Origin of the sequence: Marinobacter suaedae, from assembly GCF_030519635.1 — a bacterium.
GTDB classification, from domain to species: Bacteria; Pseudomonadota; Gammaproteobacteria; order Pseudomonadales; family Oleiphilaceae; genus Marinobacter; species Marinobacter suaedae.
Genome location: NZ_JAUMIS010000001.1, coordinates 1,093,477 through 1,114,195, shown reverse-complemented (window position 1 = coordinate 1,114,195; position 20,719 = coordinate 1,093,477). Strand labels below are relative to the sequence as shown.

Below are 20,719 nucleotides of genomic sequence, written 5' to 3'. Positions count from 1 at the left end.
GTGGAACAGGTGCCATGTACAAGCGAATCCGCAAGCAGGTGAGCGAGTTTCTCAATGTTGCCGGTGAGCCCCGTGGCACCTCCTCCGGGGTGGAGCATGTGCCCGATTTCGAGCCTCATCGCCACATCCGGTTGCTCACCTTCAACATCCAGGTGGGCATCAATACGTCTTCCTATCGACATTACCTGACCCGCAGCTGGCAGCATGTGCTGCCCCATCGGCACCGCATCCAGAATCTCGATCGCATTGCCCATCTGATTGGCAATTACGATGTGGTGGCGCTGCAGGAATGTGATGGCGGCAGCCTGCGCAGTGGTTACATCAATCAGGTGCAGTATCTGGCCGAAGCCGCGGGCATCCCTTTCTGGTACCAGCAACTCAATCGGAACCTGGGGCAGATTGCCCAGCACAGTAATGGCTTACTGAGCCGTTATCGGCCTCTGGATGTGACGGAGCACAAGTTGCCGGGGCTGATTCCCGGCCGCGGCGCCATCATTGCCCGCTACGGTGCAGAGGATGATCCGCTGGTGCTGGTGCTGATGCATTTGTCGCTTAGCAAGTCCGGGCAGCAGCGGCAGTTGGGGTATATCCGGGAGCTGATCGCGGACTATCAGCACGTGGTGTTGATGGGCGATATGAATAACCATGCGGAAGAGTTGTTGACCCAGACGCCCCTGAAAGAGACCGATCTGGTGCCTCTGCCGGAGTCTGCGCATAGCTTTCCGAGCTGGCGTCCGGAGAAAGCGCTGGATCATATTCTGGTGAGCCCGTCCCTGGAAATCCGGCGTTCTGAGGTGGTCAGTTTCCCGGTTTCAGACCACCTGCCTATTGCTATGGATATTGCGCTGCCGAAGGGCTATGTAAAAACGTTCTAATAATCGTCCCGGCGATACGGTCTTTGGGTAAAGCGTATTGAAAGCACAAAAAAACCCGGCATGGCCGGGTTTTTTCTTGGATGCCGGATCAATTACTTGATCTTGGCTTCCTTGTACGCAACGTGCTTACGGACAACCGGATCGTACTTCTTGATCTCGATCTTTTCCGGGGTGTTACGCTTGTTCTTCATGGTCGTGTAAAAGTGACCAGTGCCTGCTGATGATACCAGCTTAATCTTCTCGCGCATGATGCGGCTCCTTATACTTTCTCGCCGCGGGCACGGATGTCGGCCAGCACAGCGTCAATGCCTTTCTTGTCGATGATGCGCATGCCTTTAGTAGATACGCGCAGCTTCACGAAACGCTTCTCGGTTTCAACCCAGAAACGGTGGTTCTGCAGATTCGGCAGAAAGCGACGACGGGTGTGGTTCATCGCGTGGGATACGTTGTTACCGGTGACCGGGCGCTTACCGGTAACCTGACAAACTCTGGACATACTTGCCTCCGACCTGAGCAATGGTCTCAATCATACGAATTCGTTTTTAATGCGTCTCTGGTTTCTGAGGAGCTTCAAGCTCCTGTTCGCGCCGCTAAAACTGAACGCTGCTCGCCAGACGCCGCCAGAAAGGGACGCTTTTATACCAGAACTCATGCCCCAACGCAAAAAATTGTTGGGAATTTGGCCAACTTTTCGGCGGTGGTGTCCGGTTGTTCACATCAGTCCCCGTTCGGCAAGCGATATTACCTCACCGTGGCCGACAACCATATGGTCAAGAACCCTGATATCCACCAATGCCAGTGCATCTTTCAGTCGGCGGGTGAGTTCGATGTCGGTCTGGCTCGGTTCGGCTGCGCCAGAGGGATGGTTGTGGGCAAAAATGACCGCCGCGGCATTGTCTTCCAGAGCCTGGCGCACCACTTCGCGGGGGTAGACGGCGGCGCTGTCGATGGTGCCCCGAAACAGCTCTCGGTACTGCAGGACGCGGTGACGGTTGTCCAGAAAGAGGCCGGCGAACACTTCGTGAGGGTAGGTGGCCAGCCGGCTGGTGAGAAAACGTCGGGTGTCGTCCGGGGATTTGAGAGGGTCGCCCTGTCGCAGGGGTTCGTCCATCACTCTTCGGGCCATTTCCATGGCGGCCTGTACCTGGGCGTATTTGGCCTGTCCCAGTCCCTTGATGCTGCAAAACTGCTGCCGGGAAGCGGTCATCAATCCCCGGAGTCCGCCAAAGCGGATCACCAGATCCCGGGACATGGTCAGAACCGGCGTGCCGGCGGTGCCGGTACGAAGAAAAATGGCGAGCAGTTCGGCGTCTGACAGGGACTGCGGGCCGTGCTGGAGTAATCGTTCCCGGGGGCGCTCGTCCGAGGGCCAGTTTGGGTCTGCCATGGCTGTCTTCCTTGCAGCGAATTGACTAACCAGCCTGTCCTTGGCTGGCGCGAGGTCTGAGGATTACAAAGGTTACTGGAAACAGTAACAAATGGTAAACGTCCGGGGCCGTGGGCAGGCTGTCTGCAAGGGCCGGGCATGCTATCTTATAAGCCTTTATTTTTATGAGGATAGGGGCCTTATGGCTGCCAGACGCATTCTGCTTGGCATCACCGGCGGTATTGCCGCCTATAAGAGTGCCGAATTGGTTCGCTTGCTGAAAAAAGCCGGCCACAGCGTTCGCGTGGTGATGACGGCGGGCGCGGAGGCATTTATTACCCCGCTTACCTTTCAGGCGCTCAGTGGCGAGCCGGTTCGAACCTCGCTGCTCGATCCGGAGGCGGAATCCGGCATGGGGCATATCGAGCTGGCGAAGTGGGCCGATCAGGTAGTGATCGCGCCTGCCTCCGCAGACTTCATCGCACGCCTGGCTCAGGGCATGGCGGATGATCTGCTGGCGACGCTCTGCAGCGCGACCGAAGCTCCGATTGCTGTGGTGCCGGCCATGAATCAGGCCATGTGGGGCAACCACCGGACTCAGAGAAACATTCGATTGCTGGAAGAAGACCCTCAGATTTCGATCTGGGGTCCGGACCGGGGTGAGCAGGCCTGCGGTGATGTGGGCGCCGGGCGCATGCTGGAGCCGGTGGAACTTGCCGGGCTGATTGAGCAGTCTGGCGACACCGGCCCGCTGGCTGGCCGCCGGGTGGTGATTACCGCCGGCCCGACTCGCGAGCCCATCGATCCGGTCCGCTACATCAGTAACCACAGTTCCGGCAAGATGGGCTATGCCCTCGCGGAAGCCGCTCGCGATGCCGGGGCCGACGTGGTGCTGGTCAGCGGGCCGGTCAATTTGACTGCGCCTGCCGGTGTGGAGGTCCGAACGGTCGAAACCGCGGAGGATATGCTGCGGGTTTCTTCCTCTGCCGTCGATGAGGGTTGCGATGTCTTTATCGCCAGTGCGGCGGTTGCGGATTATCGCCCGGAAACCTGCGCCGGGGACAAGATCAAGAAAACCAGCCAGGAGATGGCGCTGCCACTGGTTCGCAATCCCGATACGCTGGCCACCATTGCCGCCCGGGACAATCCACCCTTCACGGTGGGGTTTGCGGCGGAAACTGCGGATGTTGAAAAGTACGCCCTGGATAAGCTCCAGCGCAAAAAGTTGCGCATGATCGTTGCCAATGATGTGTCGGTGCCCGGGCTGGGGTTCAACAGCGAAAATAACGCTGTCACGGTGTTCTGGCCGGAGGGGCGTGAGTCCTTCGGACCGGACTCAAAACGGCAGATCGCCGGGCACCTGATGGCCCTGATCCGTAATCACCTCGAGGCGGCCGGCTGACTACCTGGTTGCCCTGTTTCATTGTTGTGGAAAACGTTATGACCAGAAAGAAGTTGCAAGTGCGTGTACTGGATGACCGTATCGGAAAGGACATTCCATTTCCCGAGTACGCGACCGATGGTTCCGCTGGGCTGGACCTGCGCGCGTGCCTGGATGCGCCGCTGACCCTGGAGCCGGGCCAGACCCAGCTAATCAAAACGGGCTTGTCCATCCATATCGCCGACCCTTCGCTGGCGGCAATGCTCCTCCCCCGCAGCGGTCTGGGACACAAGCACGGTATCGTGCTGGGCAACCTGGTTGGACTGATCGATTCTGATTATCAGGGCGAGCTGATGGTATCTTGCTGGAATCGGGGCGATACGACCTTTACGGTTGAGGTGGGTGAGAGGATCGCCCAACTGGTGCTGGTCCCGGTAGTTCAGGCGGATTTTGAAGTGGTTTCAGAATTTGATTCCAGTGAACGCGGCGAAGGTGGATTTGGCTCTACCGGCAAGCACTGAACGGGCGATACGCCCGCGATAACGTACAGAACCTCAAGAAAAACATAACTCGGAACAACAACGACAAAGACGGGAACCATTATGAAGTTGGGTAAAGACAAAGCGTCCGAGCCTTCCACAAAGAAGGCGAAGAGTGGCAAGGTCGGGAGTTCCGGGCCGGGTCTGAAACAGAAACGCCTGGATTCCGTTGCCCTCAAGCAGGCCCTGGCGGTGTTGCTGGCAGGCATTGTTGCGGTCGTACTGGTGCACTTTCTGGTGGTTCAGCCTGCCACCCAGACCCACCACGCGGCGCAGAAAACCGTCGAAGCGGATGCCGCTGCCCAGCGACTGAATCTGCACCTGACTCAATTGCAGGAGAGTGTGAATAGCCTGGCAACCCGTCCAGATGTGGTGTCTGCGGTCACCTCGGGGCGTGGTGTCGAAGCCGTTCTGGACAGCCTGGATCATGCGCTTCCCGGTGTGAAGGACGCCCATCTGTTTGCCAACAAGAAAATCCCCCGGTCGGCGGGCAGCAGTGGGCTGTTGGGATTTGCCGGTCTGGAGCTGGCACGCAAAGCCCAGGAGGGGCAAGCGCTGGTGGCGGATGCCTTCCCCCGCGACGGTCGCTGGTACCTTCAGATGGCCGCACCGGTCCAGCGTACGGGCAGTGACGAGACTCTTGGCAGCCTGCTGGTGATTTTTGAGGCTGCCCGGTTGCAGCCGCTGTTGCAGGTGGTCAATGCGGACCTTGGCGGGACGCTGGCGTTGACCCAGTCGGTTTCCGGTACGGTTCGTACCGTAGCGGGCAATGGCCAGGTCTCTGCGGCTTCAGAAACCCGGGCACTGATCAATCCGGACTGGTCCGTGGTCTATACGCCCGCCAGTGGCCCCCGGGCACCGGTCAATATCATCATGCTTGCTGGTCTGATCGGGGTTCCTGTCCTGCTCGCTGCTGTTTTGGTCTGGGTATTGCTGACCGGGGCTCAGCGTAGCCTGAGGACCGATGTGTCCCGGTTGATCCAGTGGGCCCAGAAAGCCCTCGCTGGCGAACGGGCCGCTCCGCCGATCGCTCGTTGGGAGATGGTGGGCTCTGCCGGTGAGGCCATGAACCGCATGGCCCAGATGGTGGAAAAGCGAGTTGCCAAGGCCGCGGGTTCCGCCAAACCACGAAAGCCAGCCAGTCTTGATTCAACACTGCCTGAGGATGACGAACCATTGTTCCAAGGGGAGGATTCCCTGGATATCGACGTGCTCAGTGAAGACGAGGATGTGCTCAATCTGGGCAGCGGCGATGACTCGCTCTTGGGCGACGATGCACCGGGGGTGGGGGGAATTGCCCGGCCGTCGGTGAATCTTTCTCCGGAGATTTTCCGGGCTTACGACATTCGCGGTATTGTTGGTGAAAGCCTCTCGGAAGAGGTGGTGCGGGCTATCGGTCAGGCCATTGGTTCTGAGGCTATCGCCCAAGGCGTACAGGCTATCTGCATCGGTTACGATGGTCGTCATTCGAGCCCAAGCCTTGCCGCAGCGCTGGGCGAGGGCATCATGGCGACCGGGTGTGATGTCATCAATGTTGGCGCCGTGCCCACGCCGGTACTTTATTTCGCCACCCATGAACTTGGGACCGGCTCCGGTGTGATGGTGACGGGCAGCCATAACCCGGCCAACTACAATGGCCTGAAAATCATGCTGGGTGGCGAAACGCTCTCGGGCGAGGCGATTCAGAAACTGTACCAGCGGGTACAGACCGGCGATCTGGCGACTGGTCAGGGCAACGCCTCCCGGCAGGATGTTCGTCGCGCCTACCTGGATCGCATCCTGCAGGATGTTGGCGTGGCTGTGCCCATGAAAGTCGTGGTGGATGCAGGAAACGGTATTGCCGGAGAACTGGGACCAATGCTGATTGATGAGCTCGGTTGCGAGGTTATCCCGCTTTACTGTGACGTGGACGGTAACTTCCCTAATCATCATCCGGATCCTGGCAAGCCTGCCAATCTGGCGGACCTGATTGCCAGGGTAAAAGAGGAAAACGCGGACATCGGCCTGGCCTTTGACGGCGATGGCGACCGCCTGGGCGTTGTGACCAATACCGGCAAGATCATCTGGCCGGACCGGTTGTTGATGTTGTTTGCCCGGGATGTCGTTTCCCGCAATCCCGGTGCGGACGTCCTGTATGACGTAAAATGCAGCCGACGGCTGGCGAATACCGTCAGCGAAGCAGGCGGGCGACCGATTATGTGGAAAACCGGCCACTCCCTGATGAAGGCGAAGATGAAGGAGACCGGCGCCTTGCTGGCGGGCGAAATGAGCGGTCATATCTTCTTTGGCGAGCGCTGGTTCGGCTTTGATGATGGCCTTTACTCGGCGGCCCGTCTTCTGGAGATTCTGGGCGCTGAGGATCGGCACAGCAGTGAAGTCTTTGAGGACTTCCCGGAAGACGTCAGCACCCCGGAGCTGAACGTGGACGTAACGGAAAGCACCAAGTTTGCCATCGTTGAGCGCCTGTCACAGGAAGGTGAGTTTGGCGATGGCCGCATCAGCACCATCGATGGTGTGCGGGTGGATTATCCCGATGGCTGGGGCTTGTGCCGGGCATCCAACACCACGCCGGTTCTGGTGTTGAGGTTTGAAGCAGAAACCGAGGCGGCTCTGGAACGGATCAAGGATGTGTTCCGGGCGCAGTTGGCCAAAGTCGCACCGGAGGTAACGGTCGAGCTCTGAGTATCGGCCGGTCATTTTTATCAGCATGGAAAGGTAAGGCATCAGCATGGCATTGGATCGTGATTCGGCAATTCAGGTAGCGTCGGTATTGAGTAAGGGGCTGCCTTACATTCAGCGCTTCACTGGCAAGACAGTGGTCATCAAGTACGGTGGCAACGCGATGGAGAACGAGGAGCTCAAAAGCAGCTTCGCGCGCGATGTGGTGCTGATGAAACTGGTGGGCATCAATCCGATCGTGGTGCACGGCGGTGGCCCGCAGATTGGCGACCTGCTGGATCGCCTGAATATCCAGTCCCGCTTCGTCAACGGCATGCGGGTCACCGATGCCCAGACCATGGATGTGGTTGAGATGGTGCTGGGTGGCCAGGTCAACAAGGAAATCGTGTCCCTGATCAATGCCCACGGTGGTACGGCTGTCGGTCTGACCGGCAAAGACGCCAACCTGATCCGCGCTCGCAAGCTGGAAGTGGTCAGCCGTTCGCCGGAACTTGAGCGCCCGGAAATCATCGACATCGGTCATGTGGGCGAAGTGGCCAGTGTGAACGTGGACGTCATCGACATGCTGACCCAAAGCAACGTGATCCCGGTGATTGCGCCGATTGGCGTGGGACCGGATGGCGCCTCCTATAACATCAACGCGGATCTGGTGGCGGGCAAGGTGGCAGAAGCCATGAAAGCCGAGAAGCTCATTCTGCTGACCAACGTGTCCGGCCTGAAGAGCAAGGAAGGTCAGGTGTTGACCGGCCTCACCGCCCAGCAGGTCAACGACCTGATCGACGATGGGACTATCCACGGAGGCATGCTGCCGAAAATCCGTTGCGCCCTGAACGCGGTCGAAAACGGCGTGCGCACCTCCCACATCATCGATGGCCGGGTTGCCCATGCCTGTTTGCTGGAAATCTTCACCGATGAGGGTGTGGGTACCCTGATATCGCGCAATTGATCAGACAGAGGTAGGAGTTGCCGGATGTTGCGTCTGTTGAAATGGCTGGTGGTTCTCGGTCTGGTCGGGGTGGCGGCCTTCAAGGCGGGAGTGTGGTGGCTGGCGGATCAGCGAGCGGCTGATGCGCGTACGGCTCTGGAGCCTCTTGGCGTCTTTGACCGTGGCACTATCAGGTCGGGGCTGGAGGGGCAGCTCGTGTTGTCGAATGCCAGCTGGCAGGACTTTCGCCTGACCAGTCCGCTGGCGATTGGCCGCTTTGAATTCGACGCCGGATCGCCTCTCGAACTGATCGAAGCGCTGATGGATCCCGCGTCTTTATCCGGTGGCTGGACACTCCAGGCGGAAGGCCTGGAAATGAGCCTGACCAGTCCGATGCTGCGGAACTGGGTGACCGATGAAACCGTTGCGCAGGCGAGTCTGCCACCGCTGTTTGTACTTTCCTGTTCCGAGGATCCAAACCAGCCTATCAGCAGTCAGGATTTGATGAATATTGGCATTCCAGGGCTCACCGGCGGTGAGCTCCTGATGCACCAGCGTCCCGATGGCTTGCTGATTGAGCTCAATACCGCCGGCACCGGGAGCATTGAGATCGATTGGCCAGGTGCTCGTTTCCAGCCTCATGATCCCGAGGCCGTGCTGGATAGTTCCAGCCAGCTTATTACCGTCACGCTGCGGGACAGCGGCCTGATGCGACGCATTTCCGCCTACTGCAGCGAACGGGCGGGTATTGAGCCAGCTGACTGGGCTCGCCGAACCGTCCAGGTCCTCGAGGGTGCCCTGAAGGCCCGTGGTCTGCTGCCCAGTGATCAGTTTGAAGCGCTCTACCGTCAATGGTTACTGGACGGTGGTGAGGTGACGGCGGTGCTCCGGCCGGATGGTGAGTTTGCCGGTATTCCTGTGTATCCCGCCGGTGTTGCCGGGCCTGGCTGGGATGTCACCTATAACAGTGCCGTTGTGCCTGACGTGTACCTGCAGAAGACTCAGGCCCCGGCTGCGCCGGTTTCCCGGGCCGCAGTACCGGTTGTCGAGTCGGGTGAATCGGCCCGGGAGCAAAGGTGGTATGCTCAGTCGTTAGAGACGGCCGACCGTTGGATTGGCCATACCGTCAGAGTGACTCTCTCGAATGACAATGTGGTTGAGGGGCGGCTGGTGAAGGTTGGCGAGCGTGAGCTGGAAGTCGCCCGCAAGGTGGGTGGCGGTGAGGTCGCCTATCCGATGCTGATCCGCGCCGTGACCGGTTTTGAAGTCTGGCGCCGCGGCCAGACACAGTGATCTCGGGGTAGATCCGGAGGGAGTATGTCCCAGATGAATGAGAAGGCCGCTACCGTTCCCGGTGTGAAAACCATGATGGAGCGGTTGATTGCCATCCCATCGATCAGCAGCGCGTCTGCTGAGTGGGATTACAGCAACGAGGCGGTCGTCCATCTGCTTGCCAGCTGGCTGGAGCCGCTCGGGTTTGACCTGGAAATCCTGCCGGTGCCCGGCGTGCCCGGCAAGTTCAACCTGATAGCCACGCTGGGGTCCGGGCCGGGTGGGCTGGTGCTGTCGGGCCATACCGACACCGTGCCGTTTGACGACAAGCGCTGGCAAAGTGATCCATTCCAGCTGACCGAGCGGGACAACCGCTGGTACGGCCTCGGCACCTGCGACATGAAGGGCTTTTTCGCTTTGGCCATTGAGGCGGCCCGGGAGTATGTTGACCAGCCTCTGAAAGAGCCACTGATTATCCTGGCCACCGCGGACGAAGAAAGCTCCATGAGCGGGGCTCGCGCGCTGGCGGCCGCAGGTAAGCCCAAAGCTCGGTATGCGGTTATTGGTGAACCGACCGGGCTTCGACCGGTTCGCATGCACAAGGGCATCATGATGGAACGCCTCAGGTTTGAGGGGCGTTCCGGCCATTCCTCGAATCCGGCTCTGGGGCGCAACGCGCTTGAGGGGATGCACGAGGCATTGAACGAGTTACTTGCACTCCGCAGTCAGTGGCAGGAGACGTACCGCAATCCTCACTTCAAGGTGGATGTGCCCACGCTGAACCTGGGCTGCATTCATGGTGGTGATAACCCGAACCGGATCTGTGCCCAGTGCGAACTGCATTTTGATCTGCGCCCGTTGCCCGGTATGAGTATGGAGGAATTGCGCCAGGCCATTTTGCAACAGGTCCAACCCATCGCCCAGCGGCGTGAGCTTGAGCTGGAATTTGAGCCCCTGTTCGAAGGGGTGCCGCCCTTTGAAACTGCGGAAGATGCGGCTCTGGTCAAGGCTTGTGAGGCATTGACCGGGCATTCGGCGCAGGCCGTGGCCTTTGCCACCGAGGCTCCGTGGTTACAGAAGGCGGGCATGGAAACCCTGGTCATGGGGCCCGGTTCCATCGATCAGGCTCATCAGCCGGATGAGTTTCTGGAGCTGGCTCAGCTGGAGCCGGCGGTACGCATTCTGAAAGGATTGATCAGGCAGTTTTGCCTGTAATTGAGTTGATAGGGAGACCGGATTGAAATCGAACGACTGGCTGCACGGATTCCGCCATTCCTCACCCTATATCAATGCCCATCGGGGCCGAACCGTGGTACTGACGCTGCCAGGCGACGCCATTGCCCACGGCAACTTCATTAACATCATCCATGATATTGCCCTGCTGAGCAGTCTGGGGGTTCGACTGGTGGTGGCCTATGGCGCCAGGCCCCAGATTCAGGCACGGCTGGATTCGGCTGGCTTGACGTCTGATTTTTCACAGGGGCTGCGTGTTACCCCGGAGCAGCAGTTGCCACTGGTGCTGGAAGCGGTCGGCGGCCTGCGGGCGGTGCTTGAAAGCCAGCTGTCCATGGGACTGGTGAATTCACCCATGCACAACGCACGAATCCGGGTCAGCAGCGGCAATTATGTGGTTGCCCGTCCCGTCGGCGTGCTGGATGGAACCGATTTCGGCTACACCGGTAAAGTCCGCCGTGTGGATGTGTCCGGGATCGAAAGCCTGCTTGAGTTAGGGCATATCGTTTTATTGCCGCCGCTGGGCTATTCGCCCACCGGAGATGCGTTCAACTTGTCCTATGAAGATGTCGGCAGTCAGGTGGCTGCGGCCCTGAAGGCGGAAAAACTGATTGCCTTCATTGACGGTCAGGGCGTGCTGGATAACGGCGGAGAGCTGATTCGGGAGTTGTCGGCCCGGCAGGCCTCGGAGCGTCTCGCACAGGAGACCATGGCCAATGAGAATGCGACGCTGTTGCGGGCGGCTTGCGAGGCCTGCGTGAAGGGCGTTCGGCGGGCGCACATCATCAGCTATGTGGATGACGGCGCGCTGCTGGAAGAGCTGTTTACCCGGGACGGTTCCGGAACGCTGGTCAGTGGAGACCTCTATGAGCAGATTCGTCCGGCCCAGGTCGAGGATATCGGCGGCATCATCGAGCTGATTCAACCACTCGAAGAGCAGGGCGTTTTGATCCGACGTTCCCGGGAAATGCTGGAAACGGAGATTGACGGATTCGTGGTGGCCGAGAGGGATGGCAGCATTGTGGGTTGCGCGGCCCTGTACCAGTATCCGGACGAGCAGGCGGGCGAGCTGTCATGTTTTGCAGTGGACCCCGCCTATCGTCGTTCCGGTAGGGGCGACGAACTGCTGGCCATGATCGAAAAGCTGGCCCGGGGCCATGGGTTCCGGAAACTGTTCGTGTTGACCACCCAAACCGAGCACTGGTTCCGGGAGCGGGGCTTCGAACCGTCTACCGTTCAGGAGTTGCCCGGCCCGAAACTCGCGGTCTACAACACCAACCGAAACTCAAAGGTGTTCTTCAAACCGCTCAACTAACGCCGTCAGTTGTTGCTGGCGTTCGGGCTCTGGCAGGGCTCCCAGGGTTGCCACTGCGTCATAGAAGGCGGGGAAATCGTAGTCATGGTCCCTGAGCAGCTGGCGGAATCCGTCGACGTACTGGTTGTATTGCCGGAAGAGCGCCAGATTCGCGTTATTCAGGCTCTCTGGCTGAGTGCCGAAAGGGCCGGGTTGTTGCCATTGCTCGGATAAGCGGTCGTACTCGGCCAGAAGCTGATCCAGTACTTCGGTTTTCTCAGCCCGGAGTTCTGCGTCGGGGCGTTGGCCCGCCTGCCGGTAAAGTTCGTCCAGGCGACTGGTGGTGTGTTTTACCAGGGCAAGTGTCTGTTCCCGTTGCTGCAGCCGTTCCTTGGCCCGTTCAAACCATTCGGGGTTGCCATGCCGGCTGACCCAGAGCGCCAAACCTTCAAGCTCAACCGCCGTCGCAAAGCTCTCGTTGAACGCTGTATCGCCGCCGATGTACACCACCCGATGGGCCAGTTCGTGGAACATCAGGGCCAGCATCCGTTCTTCCGGCAGGGCGATAAAGCCGGAGTGAAGGGGATCGTCGAACCAGCCGAGTGTGGAGTAGGCCGTCACGCCGCCGATCAGTGTGTCGTAGCCGGACTGGTCGAACTGCCTCTGCTCTCTGCGGGCATCCTCAAGCTGGAAATAACCCCGATAGGCCTGGCACCCCAGCACGGGATAGCACCACTGGTGTGGACTCAGGGAAAACTCCGGCACGGCCACCAGATTGACGACCACCCAGGGGTGCTCCAGTTCCACGTAGTCGGTGAACGCGTCGCCCACCGGGAGTGAGAGCCCGTCACGGGCGAACTTCCGGGCCTGCTGGACGAGTACCAGCCTGTTGCGCAGAGTCGTTTCCGTCGCGGGGCTGTCGATCAGATCGTCGATCGAATCGCCCGACATCATCAGGGACGTGTGACCGCCGATGGCCTGGGCGTAATACGCCACTGTCGAGCATCCGCTGACAAAGGTAAAAATTAGCAAAATGATGCAAACGCTAAGGGGGTTCATGTGTCCGAATGCTATACTGGTGAGGTGGTAAGGTGGAAGCCTGAGGCTGCAGTACAGGGAAAGTTTTCACAGTAGCAGCAGACGATTACTACCGTTTTCAGGGACGAGGGCCGGGGACCAGGAAACGGTCATTCCTTTCGGCCCGTTGTTCATATCATCAGGATGTTCATGGATCCGAGAGAACGCCGAGGCAGCCCCCGAAAAGCGATCAAGCTGGCTGCCCAGTTGGAACTTGGTGCTGGCCAGTCCTGGCCATGCCAGATTGCTGACTTCTGCGCCGAAGGGCTGTTTGTTCGTTTTTCCGGCGACACTTCCCGTCATCTTGAGCGTGCGCTTAGCGGAACCGAGTTGCCCGAGGTGTTGGTTCGTTTCCGCAGCCCGGACGGTCGCCGCCATGAACTCCATGTGTCGATTGTCCGTCGCATAGAGGGTGCCATGGGTGTGTGCTTCACCCGCCCCAATCCAGAAGCTGTGGACGCGATGCTCCAGCTTTGTGGTGCGTCGAAAGAGCAGGATCGTCCGAGCCTCAAGGCACCGACCGATAATCTCCAGTTTGTTTTGCATCAGACGGCGAAGGCGGTGGTTCAATACATTCAGCCGTTGATGGAGAACTGCTTTCCACAAACGGTCGAGGCGTTGAATAGCGCCGCCCAGAAAGCATTGAATGACCAGCAGGCCAACGAATTGATGGATGCCAGTGGTCAGCTGCAGGCGCGTCAGCGTGTCATCTGGCACCAGATGTCCCGCAATCTCGAATCACCCATGAAGCCCGTTCCAAAGGGCTTTCCGGGTTCTGAATTGTCCATTGTCGATAAGGGGGAGTTCGAGGACTGGCTCACTATTCGGGTGATGGTGACCAAGGCGGACACCCAGTACCGTGGTGACCTGCTTCAGCTCAAGCTGCGACTCGACAAGCTCGGGGTCGCCAATGCGACTGGTCATCATAATCCCCTTGGACCCTCGCTGGTGTGTGAGGCCTTCCATACCGGGCTCAGTCAGCTCAAACTGTCCAGGGATGTTGAGAAGGTCTGCCTGAAAGTCTTTGAGCAGACCGTTCTGCAGAAACTGGCCCCCCTGTATAAAGAATTGAATGACATCCTGATTCGTCAGGGCGTCTTGCCCGATCTCGATCTGAGTAAATACCTGAGTGGTAAGGAAGCAAACGCTGCTCCGGCCCGCCGCTCGCCACCTGCTCCAAAACCGGCACCCAAGCCCGCACCGAAGGCAGCCAGCGCGCCAAAGCCACAGGCTACTTCGGTGTCTGCCAGGTCTGAGGCAGCTGACGCCACTGACACCGTGGAAGCTCCGGTTCGCCAGCGGGCCGGGCGAGCGAAATCGGCATCACAACTCAGCGGTGAATGGAACAGCCAGACGCAAGCTGCCCAGTCTGCCTTTGCTACGGTGCGCAATCTGCTTGCCAGCCTGTCGGCCAGTCGTTCGCCTCAGGTAAAAGAAGAAAAGGCGACCTTCGCCGCTGATGCGAAGCCATTGTCGAGCGGGGAGCTGTTCCGGGAGTTGCAGGGTCTTCAGGTTGAGCCGGTGGAAGCTGCCGAGGGCAGTGGAACGCTCAAAGAGCGCGTGGTAGAACGCGTTCGTGCCAGTGGGCCGGCCAAGCTGGATGATGCCCAGCAGGAAACCCTGGATGTGGTTGACCGGTTTTTCCGGTCTGTGGTGGAGAGCCCGAAACTCAGCGACGATGCCCGCGAACGGGTACGTCAGCTGGAAGTTCCGGTACTGAAAGTGGTTATGCGGGATCCGGCCTTTTTCGATGACCAGAACAGCCCGGTGCGCGGGGTGATGAACCGTCTTGCCCAGCTGGGTGTGAAGGGCGGGCGTAGCAATCCTGTGTTGCAACGGCGGGTCGATGAACTGGTGCAGCGGATCACCACCGAATTTGAGCAGGATATCGGTGTTTTCGAACAAACCGTGCATGAGCTGGATGCCCTGATTGAGCGCCAGAATCTGGTGTACCGTCGTAACGTCGAGCGGGTAACCGCGGCGGCCGAGGGCGCACAGAAAGTTGCGGAATCCAAGGAGGCGGTCGCCCAGATCCTGGATGAGCGACTGGCGGGTCGTCGGGTGCCCAGGGCTGTGATGACCCTGGTTGAGGGCGGCTGGCGGGATCTGCTGTCGCTGACCTGGATTCGCCAGGGGCCGGACAGCCAGTTGTGGGTCGACTACCTGGCCGTGATTGATTCATTGCTGACCTTTGCCGATGATCCGGAAAACGCGCCCAACATGGCCGAGATGCTGCGGGTGATTCAGGACGGCCTGGCGTCCATTTCCAGCAATCAGATGCCGGCCTCACAAATCCGCGAAGACCTGAAACGTTTCCTTGTGCGGACCCCGGGGGAGACGCCGGAGATGGTTGACGTGCCTGCCGCCGGCATCGGTGGGGACGCCGATGCCGGCGAGGCGTCCGGTCAGGGCAAGGAAGATCTGCAGCGCTGGGTGCAGCGCGTTCAGCATCTCAAGGTTGGTGATTGGCTGCGGGACCAGGAAAAACCAGACACACCCCAGTACATTCGTTTGGTGTGGATTGCCCGCGGCAGTAGCCGCTACGTGTTTGTAAACCACCAGGGTATGCGGGTGGTGGATCTGGATCTGGATGCGCTGGCCAAGCGGATGCGGGACGGCACGATCGTCGAGGATGACCAGTACGAGCGGCCACTGGTGGATGAAAGCATCGATCGGATGGTGCGAAAGGTGTATGACCAGCTTTCCTGGGCTGCTACCCACGATGAACTGACTGGCGTTCTGGGACGCCGGGAATTCGAACGTACCGTCAATCAGCATCTGGTCCAGCGTGAGAGCCTCCAGGCCCTGTTGAGAATCGACCTCCGGCACTTCCGCCTGCTCAATGACACTGCGGGTGAAGAAGCCGGCGACGCGGTGCTGAAAGAAATCGCTGAGGTGTTCCGCAAGCTGGCGGGCGAGCAGGTTTCACTGGCCCGCCTGGCCGGCAACGAATTTGCCATGCTGGTGCCTTCGGATAACGCGGAGTCGATCGCACAGGCGTTGGTGCAGGCGGTAGAGAGCGCGGAATTCGAGTTCGAAGGCCGGACCTATCATTTGTCGGCAAACATTGGCGTGGTACCGGAAGTGCCCTCGATGGTCAGCGCGGAGCGCTGGATGAGAGCCTGTGAGCAGGCACTGAAGGACGCCAAGCACGAGGGCGCTGGCAAAGTGAACGTGGCTCCCATCGATGCCGGAGATGAAGCGCGCAAGGCGCAGATCGCCGCCCGCGTGGCGAGTCTGGGCAACCTGGATGAGGAGCGCATGCTCCTGCGCTGCCAGAAGATCATCCCCCTGCACGCCAAAGCCAGTATGTCGCCCCAGTACGAGATTTTGATCAGCATGTACGACGATGTCGGCAATCTGATTTCGGGCCGGGACTTTATCCGCATGGCTGAACGGTATGACCAGATGCAGGCGGTGGATCGCTGGGTGGTGGGGCACATGCTGGACTGGGTTCAGGAAACCGCGCCGGATCCGCGTCACCTGGGTGGTATCTGCATTAATCTGTCCGGCTATTCCCTGAATGACAAATCCTTGCTCGAGTTCATCTACGAAAAGCTCAGCCACAAGGACGCGCCTATCGAGCGGCTGTGGTTCGAGTTGACCGAAGCATCGGCGATCCGGGATATCGAGTCTGTGGTGGAGTTCATGCGGGAGATCAAGGAACTGGGCTGTCGGTTCTGCCTCGGTAATTTTGGCAGTGGCCCGGTGTCTTTCGAGTTCCTGCGCTCCCTGCCGGTGGACATGATCAAGATCGATGGCACCTTTACCAACCAGCTCAATCTGAGCGAAACTGACCGGGCCATGGTGAAATCCATGGTGGATATGGCGCATTACATGGGGCGCGAGGTGATTGCCGCCCAGGTGGAATCCCGCGAGGTACTGGATATCCTGACCCAGCTGGGTGTGGACTACGCTCAGGGTTTCGCCATCGAAAAGCCAAGGCTACTGGAGAGCCTGACCTGACCTTCGGACCAAGGAATTATGTCCAAACGCCACCCGATTATCGCGGTAACCGGTTCATCCGGAGCTGGAACCACAACCACAGGCCAGATTTTCAGCCGAATGTTTGCCAGCGAAGGCCTGACTGCCGCCATGGTGACCGGTGACAGCTTCCATCGGTACAACCGGGAGCAAATGGCGCGACTGGCGGCCAAGGGGCAGTTCGGTGAGCGCAACCACTTCGCGCTGGCGGCCAATCACATCGATAAGCTCGAAGCCCTGTTTTACGACTACGCTCACACCGGCAACGGACGTTATCGGCAGTACGTGCATGATGAAGACAGGGAGCTGATGGAGCTGGGACACAAACCGGGCACCTTTACCCCCTGGGGGTCCCTGCCGGCAGACACGGACTTGCTGTTCTACGAGGGATTGCATGGTGGGGTTGTAACCGAGAGCTACAACATCGCCCAGTACGTCGACCTGCTGATTGGCGTGGTGCCGATCGTCAATCTGGAGTGGATCCAGAAAATCCACCGGGACACCCACAAGCGGGGCTACAGCCAGGATGCGGTGGTGGAGACCATCATTAACCGGATGGATGACTACGTGCACGATATCGTGCCGCAGTTCTCCCATACCCACATCAACTTCCAGCGAATTCCGCTGGTGGATACCTCCAATCCGTTTGTGGTTCGGGATGTGCCGACCGAGGATGAAAGCCTGCTGGTGATCCACATCCGTGATCCCTCGGAAGTGGACTTGCCTTACCTGCTGCAGGTTATTCCCGGCAGCACTTTATCCCGCCACGACACCATGGTGATTCCGGGTACAAAGATGCCGCTGGCCATGGACCTGATGGTCAGGCCCATGGTACAGCGGCTGATTGCCGGAAAGCCTTTCGCCTAGGCCGTCAGGCGTCCATCCCGATAGTCTTGCAGGGCCTGTTCGATCTCTTCGCGGGTGTTCATCACGAACGGACCGTACTGCACGATCGGCTCGCCGATGGGCTTGCCAGCAATCACCAGCAGTCTCGCTGGCTGGTCTCCCGCCCGCAGGTGCACCTCGTCGCCGTCCGTCAGCACGCTGGCGGCAGAGCCCTGTAACGATTTGCTCTCGCTGTCCGCTACGACCGAGGCCCCGCCCTCGTAGAGGTAGACCACGGCGTTATGGCCAGCCTGAACCGGAATACGGATGTCGGCGCCCGCCTCAAGCTGCACATCTGCATACAGGGGGCGTGTTGAGCCACCTGAAACGGCGCCTTCGAGCGTGGACTCCGCCAGATTCAGGGAGCCTGCAATCAGCTTCAGCGTTGCGCCCTTCTGGTGGATCTGCGGAATGTCCTCAGGCTGGATATCCCGATATCCCGCTGGCTGCATCTTCTCGGACGAAGGCAGATTGAGCCAGAGCTGGAAGCCCCGCATCAGGCCGGATTCCTGTTGCGGCATTTCCGAGTGCACGATGCCCCGGCCCGCCGTCATCCACTGCACGCCACCGTTACGCAGATGGCCGCGGTTGCCCAGATGATCTTCATGGAGCATGTGCCCCTCAATCATATAGGTGACCGTTTCAAAGCCCCGGTGCGGGTGCGCCGGGAAGCCGGCGATGTAGTCCTGGGGCTGGTCGGAGCCGAACTCATCCAGCATCAGGTAGGGGTCCAGCCGCACGCTCGGGTGTTGGCCCAGCGAACGCTTGATGCGAACGCCGGCGCCATCGGAGGTTTCCAGGGCTGGAATGACTCTTTGCACGGTACGACTGGTCATACGCTGTCCTCCATAGATGTATTGTCAGACCGTGACGGCCTCGATACGTTCGTGGGCTTCCTCCAGCGCGTTTTGCTTTTGGTCGTCGCCCATGTTCAGCCCTTCGGCATAAACGAAGTGGAGGTCCTTCAGGCCAAGGAAATTGAGGAACGAACGCAGATAAGGAGTCTGGCTGTCGTTCGGTGTGTTGGCATACATGCCGCCACGGGCCGCCAGAATGTAAACCGGACGATCCTCAAGCAATCCCTCAGGGCCGTTCTCCGTGTAGCGGAAGGTAATTCCGGCCCGGGCTATGTGGTCGAAGTAAGCCTTTAGCACTGACGGAATGCCGAAGTTGTACATGGGAACGCCAAGCACAACGACATCGGCCTGCTTCAGTTCATCAATCAGTTCGTTTGAGTGGTTCAGGGCTGCTTTCTGCTCCGCGTTGAGATCCTCTTCCGGCGTCAGGAAGGACTGAAACCGTTCTGCATCCAGATGCGGTACGGGTTCGCTGGCGAGGTCCCGATAGTTTACTTCGGCGTCCGGATAGTTGTCCTTCAAGCTTTCCAGTGTGCGGGAAACCAGTTGAGATGACTGGCCTTGCTTGCCAAACATGCTGGCGGTAACAACAAGAATGGTGTGGCTCATATGCGTTCTCCCAAGTGAGAATGACAGGATATGAGGCTATTTAACGCGCTCTGGACGATGGTATAAAACGGAGAAAACTGGCAGGAATATTCAAAATAATTGAATGATTGGGCGGGTCTGGAGGTGACCCGCCCGCCGGGACGATTAACCCAGATTGCGGGAGTAAAAAATTTCCAGCATTTCAGTACGCAGGCGATCTTCAATGGACCGCGCTTCTTCCGGATCCAGGTCGCTGGGCTTCAAACCGAACAGGTAGTTCTCAAGGTTGAACTCCTTCAGCATCATCTTTGTGTGGAACAGGTTTTCCTGATACACGTTCACATCGATCATCTGATAGGCGTTCCGGGTATCTTCGGTCAGGTAGTTCTGGATCGAGTTGATGTCGTGATCAATGTAGTGCTTGGTGCCGTCCACGTCCCGGGTAAAGCCGCGTACCCGGTAATCGACGGTGACTACATCGGAATCGAAGCTGTGGATCAGGTAGTTGAGCACCTTGAGGGGTGAAATCAGGCCACAGGTGGATACATCGATGTCAGCGCGGAACGTGCTGACGCCGTCGTGCGGGTGGCTTTCCGGATAGGTGTGAACCGTTACGTGGCTTTTGTCCAGATGCGCCACGATGGCGTCAGGCAAGGGGCCTGGTGATTCTTCATTATCCCGTTCGCCGGGACTGGTCAGCTCATGTTCGGCGATCAGCATGGTCACGGAGGCGCCGTGGGGGTCGTAGTCCTGGCGCGCAATGTTCAGTACATTGGCTCCAATGATCTTGACCACGTCAGTCAGAATCTGGGTCAGACGCTCGGCGTTGTACATCTCGTCGATATAATCGATATAGGCTTCGCGCTGCTCTTCGGTCTGGGCGTAGCAAATATCGTAAATATTGAAACTCAGGGATTTGGTCAGGTTGTTGAACCCGTGTAGCTGAAGTTTGTTTTCCATGTTCAGCCCCCTCCGTGCAAAAGATTGAATGACAACAGTAAGCTCGCCGGAGCCCTGCCGAGGCCGTCCCTGATCAAGCTGTACGTCTTTTGATCAGGTCGGCTTAGAGGCTGCGTATTATGCACACAGCCATCGGGCGTGAATAGTACCGAAAGTGAACATTTTGACGTGGTGCCGGGAGGCGTGCTCGCAGACAGAGCGCCGCCCGGCCGTAAGATGGTTGTTTGGGCGGTTATTCCGCCTCGCGGATCTCGTAGCTGTGGGTGATCTCCACACCCGCCTTTTCCATCAGGATGGAGGCGGAGCAATATTTCTCGGCAGACAGGCTGACTGCGCGCTTGACCTGGTTTTCCTTCAGGCCCCGGCCAGTGACCACAAAGTGAAGGTGAATCTTGGTGAAAATGGCCGGCACGGCATCGACACGCTCGGCTTCCAGTTCGGTGTGGCAGGCGGTGACATCCTGACGGCTCTTTTTCAGGATGGTGACCACATCGTAGGAAGAGCAGCCGCCCACGCCCATCAGCAGCATTTCCATCGGACGGGGACCAAGATTCTGACCGCCATCGTTTGGTGGTCCGTCCATCTGGACCTCGTGTCCGGTGCCACTGGTGGCCTTGAAACTGACGTTACCCGCCCAGTCAACAGTTGCTTTCATCGAAAACACTCCATGATCAATCAGTAAAATACCGGTGCAAGACCAGTACTGCCAGGGTTTGGCGGGATGCTAGCACAGACCAACGGTGCGAACAGCCAATGGACGGGCTTGCGAGCACATGTTGTAGTGGTTTTGCTGTTGCTCAGTGT

18 protein-coding genes are annotated in these 20,719 nt (G+C 58.9%); 10 read left to right on the top strand and 8 right to left on the bottom strand.

Annotation, left to right across the window (positions count from 1 at the left end; all coding sequences use genetic code 11):
* Nucleotides 1-14: 14 nt before the first annotated feature.
* On the top strand, nt 15-875 hold the full coding sequence (locus QVZ43_RS05175) for an endonuclease/exonuclease/phosphatase family protein (RefSeq protein ID WP_223794747.1): 861 nt from the start codon (nt 15-17) through the stop codon (nt 873-875).
* Nucleotides 876-967: 92 nt separating this feature from the next.
* Here QVZ43_RS05175 and rpmG read toward each other — a convergent pair whose 3' ends face one another.
* The 3 genes from rpmG to radC all read right to left on the bottom strand — a co-directional run bounded on the left by rpmG (nt 968) and on the right by radC (nt 2,262).
* Nucleotides 968-1,123, bottom strand: coding sequence for a 50S ribosomal protein L33 (gene rpmG, locus QVZ43_RS05170; protein WP_071263342.1), 156 nt, complete (start codon nt 1,121-1,123; stop codon nt 968-970).
* A gap of 11 nt (nt 1,124-1,134) precedes the next feature.
* The gene (rpmB, locus tag QVZ43_RS05165; RefSeq protein ID WP_206644468.1) at nt 1,135-1,371 is read right to left on the bottom strand and encodes a 50S ribosomal protein L28; all 237 of its coding nucleotides are present in this window, start codon (nt 1,369-1,371) and stop codon (nt 1,135-1,137) included.
* A gap of 216 nt (nt 1,372-1,587) precedes the next feature.
* Nucleotides 1,588-2,262 (bottom strand): RadC family protein, encoded by a 675-nt coding sequence (gene radC, locus QVZ43_RS05160; protein WP_302909121.1) that lies wholly within the window; start codon nt 2,260-2,262, stop codon nt 1,588-1,590.
* Between the two features lie 181 nt (nt 2,263-2,443).
* On the opposite strand from radC, the gene coaBC reads away from it, so the two are divergent.
* The 7 genes from coaBC (at nt 2,444) to argA (ending at nt 11,585) form a co-directional block, all read left to right on the top strand.
* Nucleotides 2,444-3,643: a bifunctional phosphopantothenoylcysteine decarboxylase/phosphopantothenate--cysteine ligase CoaBC gene (gene coaBC / locus QVZ43_RS05155; protein ID WP_223794745.1), complete on the top strand. Its 1,200-nt coding sequence runs from the start codon at nt 2,444-2,446 to the stop codon at nt 3,641-3,643.
* A 38-nt stretch (nt 3,644-3,681) separates the two neighbouring features.
* Nucleotides 3,682-4,143: a dUTP diphosphatase gene (gene dut / locus QVZ43_RS05150; RefSeq protein WP_223794744.1), complete on the top strand. Its 462-nt coding sequence runs from the start codon at nt 3,682-3,684 to the stop codon at nt 4,141-4,143.
* Nucleotides 4,144-4,224: 81 nt separating this feature from the next.
* Nucleotides 4,225-6,843, top strand: coding sequence for a phosphomannomutase/phosphoglucomutase (locus QVZ43_RS05145; RefSeq protein ID WP_302909120.1), 2,619 nt, complete (start codon nt 4,225-4,227; stop codon nt 6,841-6,843).
* A 46-nt stretch (nt 6,844-6,889) separates the two neighbouring features.
* Nucleotides 6,890-7,786: an acetylglutamate kinase gene (gene argB / locus QVZ43_RS05140; RefSeq protein WP_223794743.1), complete on the top strand. Its 897-nt coding sequence runs from the start codon at nt 6,890-6,892 to the stop codon at nt 7,784-7,786.
* 24 nt (nt 7,787-7,810) lie between these two features.
* A complete protein-coding gene (locus QVZ43_RS05135) occupies nt 7,811-9,058 on the top strand; it encodes an acetylornithine deacetylase (RefSeq protein ID WP_302909119.1) in 1,248 nt (415 codons plus the stop codon).
* Nucleotides 9,059-9,082: 24 nt separating this feature from the next.
* Nucleotides 9,083-10,252: an acetylornithine deacetylase gene (argE, locus tag QVZ43_RS05130; RefSeq protein WP_302909118.1), complete on the top strand. Its 1,170-nt coding sequence runs from the start codon at nt 9,083-9,085 to the stop codon at nt 10,250-10,252.
* Nucleotides 10,253-10,274: 22 nt separating this feature from the next.
* Nucleotides 10,275-11,585 (top strand): amino-acid N-acetyltransferase, encoded by a 1,311-nt coding sequence (argA, locus tag QVZ43_RS05125; protein ID WP_302909117.1) that lies wholly within the window; start codon nt 10,275-10,277, stop codon nt 11,583-11,585.
* On the opposite strand, the gene QVZ43_RS05120 is transcribed toward argA, so the two are convergent.
* Nucleotides 11,556-12,560 (bottom strand): aminopeptidase, encoded by a 1,005-nt coding sequence (locus QVZ43_RS05120; protein WP_338140885.1) that lies wholly within the window; start codon nt 12,558-12,560, stop codon nt 11,556-11,558. The genes argA and QVZ43_RS05120 overlap by 30 nt on opposite strands.
* Before the next feature lie 231 nt (nt 12,561-12,791).
* Here QVZ43_RS05120 and QVZ43_RS05115 point away from each other — a divergent pair, with 231 nt between their 5' ends.
* Together QVZ43_RS05115 and QVZ43_RS05110 are read left to right on the top strand one after the other, a co-directional pair.
* Nucleotides 12,792-16,607, top strand: a complete 3,816-nt coding sequence (locus QVZ43_RS05115) for a DUF1631 family protein (protein WP_302909115.1) — start codon at nt 12,792-12,794, stop codon at nt 16,605-16,607.
* A gap of 18 nt (nt 16,608-16,625) precedes the next feature.
* Nucleotides 16,626-17,492 carry a phosphoribulokinase gene (locus QVZ43_RS05110; protein ID WP_223794737.1) on the top strand — a complete coding sequence of 289 codons (867 nt, stop codon included), beginning with the start codon at nt 16,626-16,628 and terminating at the stop codon, nt 17,490-17,492.
* On the opposite strand, the gene QVZ43_RS05105 is transcribed toward QVZ43_RS05110, so the two are convergent.
* The 4 genes from QVZ43_RS05105 to QVZ43_RS05090 form a co-directional block, all read right to left on the bottom strand.
* On the bottom strand, nt 17,489-18,346 hold the full coding sequence (locus QVZ43_RS05105) for a pirin family protein (protein WP_302909114.1): 858 nt from the start codon (nt 18,344-18,346) through the stop codon (nt 17,489-17,491). The two genes, QVZ43_RS05110 and QVZ43_RS05105, sit on opposite strands and share 4 nt — an antisense overlap.
* Before the next feature lie 24 nt (nt 18,347-18,370).
* On the bottom strand, nt 18,371-18,976 hold the full coding sequence (locus QVZ43_RS05100) for an FMN-dependent NADH-azoreductase (RefSeq protein WP_223794735.1): 606 nt from the start codon (nt 18,974-18,976) through the stop codon (nt 18,371-18,373).
* A gap of 144 nt (nt 18,977-19,120) precedes the next feature.
* Complete coding sequence (speD, locus tag QVZ43_RS05095; protein ID WP_223794734.1) at nt 19,121-19,915, bottom strand: adenosylmethionine decarboxylase; 795 nt, start codon at nt 19,913-19,915, stop codon at nt 19,121-19,123.
* Nucleotides 19,916-20,147: 232 nt separating this feature from the next.
* On the bottom strand, nt 20,148-20,570 hold the full coding sequence (locus tag QVZ43_RS05090) for an OsmC family protein (protein ID WP_302909113.1): 423 nt from the start codon (nt 20,568-20,570) through the stop codon (nt 20,148-20,150).
* Between the last annotated feature and the right edge of the window lie 149 nt (nt 20,571-20,719).

Excerpts from the sequence above, each read along its gene's own strand:
- QVZ43_RS05110 (WP_223794737.1), top strand. The coding sequence starts at position 16,626 with ATGTCCAAACGCCACCCGATTATCGCGGTAACCGGTTCATCCGGAGCT.
- QVZ43_RS05175 (WP_223794747.1), top strand. The coding sequence starts at position 15 with ATGTACAAGCGAATCCGCAAGCAGGTGAGCGAGTTTCTCAATGTTGCC.
- argE (WP_302909118.1), top strand. The coding sequence starts at position 9,083 with ATGTCCCAGATGAATGAGAAGGCCGCTACCGTTCCCGGTGTGAAAACC.
- radC (WP_302909121.1), bottom strand. The coding sequence starts at position 2,262 with ATGGCAGACCCAAACTGGCCCTCGGACGAGCGCCCCCGGGAACGATTA.
- dut (WP_223794744.1), top strand. The coding sequence starts at position 3,682 with ATGACCAGAAAGAAGTTGCAAGTGCGTGTACTGGATGACCGTATCGGA.
- QVZ43_RS05145 (WP_302909120.1), top strand. The coding sequence starts at position 4,225 with ATGAAGTTGGGTAAAGACAAAGCGTCCGAGCCTTCCACAAAGAAGGCG.
- rpmB (WP_206644468.1), bottom strand. The coding sequence starts at position 1,371 with ATGTCCAGAGTTTGTCAGGTTACCGGTAAGCGCCCGGTCACCGGTAAC.
- QVZ43_RS05090 (WP_302909113.1), bottom strand. The coding sequence starts at position 20,570 with ATGAAAGCAACTGTTGACTGGGCGGGTAACGTCAGTTTCAAGGCCACC.
- speD (WP_223794734.1), bottom strand. The coding sequence starts at position 19,915 with ATGGAAAACAAACTTCAGCTACACGGGTTCAACAACCTGACCAAATCC.
- QVZ43_RS05105 (WP_302909114.1), bottom strand. The coding sequence starts at position 18,346 with ATGACCAGTCGTACCGTGCAAAGAGTCATTCCAGCCCTGGAAACCTCC.
- argB (WP_223794743.1), top strand. The coding sequence starts at position 6,890 with ATGGCATTGGATCGTGATTCGGCAATTCAGGTAGCGTCGGTATTGAGT.
- QVZ43_RS05135 (WP_302909119.1), top strand. The coding sequence starts at position 7,811 with ATGTTGCGTCTGTTGAAATGGCTGGTGGTTCTCGGTCTGGTCGGGGTG.
- rpmG (WP_071263342.1), bottom strand. The coding sequence starts at position 1,123 with ATGCGCGAGAAGATTAAGCTGGTATCATCAGCAGGCACTGGTCACTTT.
- QVZ43_RS05100 (WP_223794735.1), bottom strand. The coding sequence starts at position 18,976 with ATGAGCCACACCATTCTTGTTGTTACCGCCAGCATGTTTGGCAAGCAA.
- QVZ43_RS05115 (WP_302909115.1), top strand. The coding sequence starts at position 12,792 with ATGGATCCGAGAGAACGCCGAGGCAGCCCCCGAAAAGCGATCAAGCTG.
- coaBC (WP_223794745.1), top strand. The coding sequence starts at position 2,444 with ATGGCTGCCAGACGCATTCTGCTTGGCATCACCGGCGGTATTGCCGCC.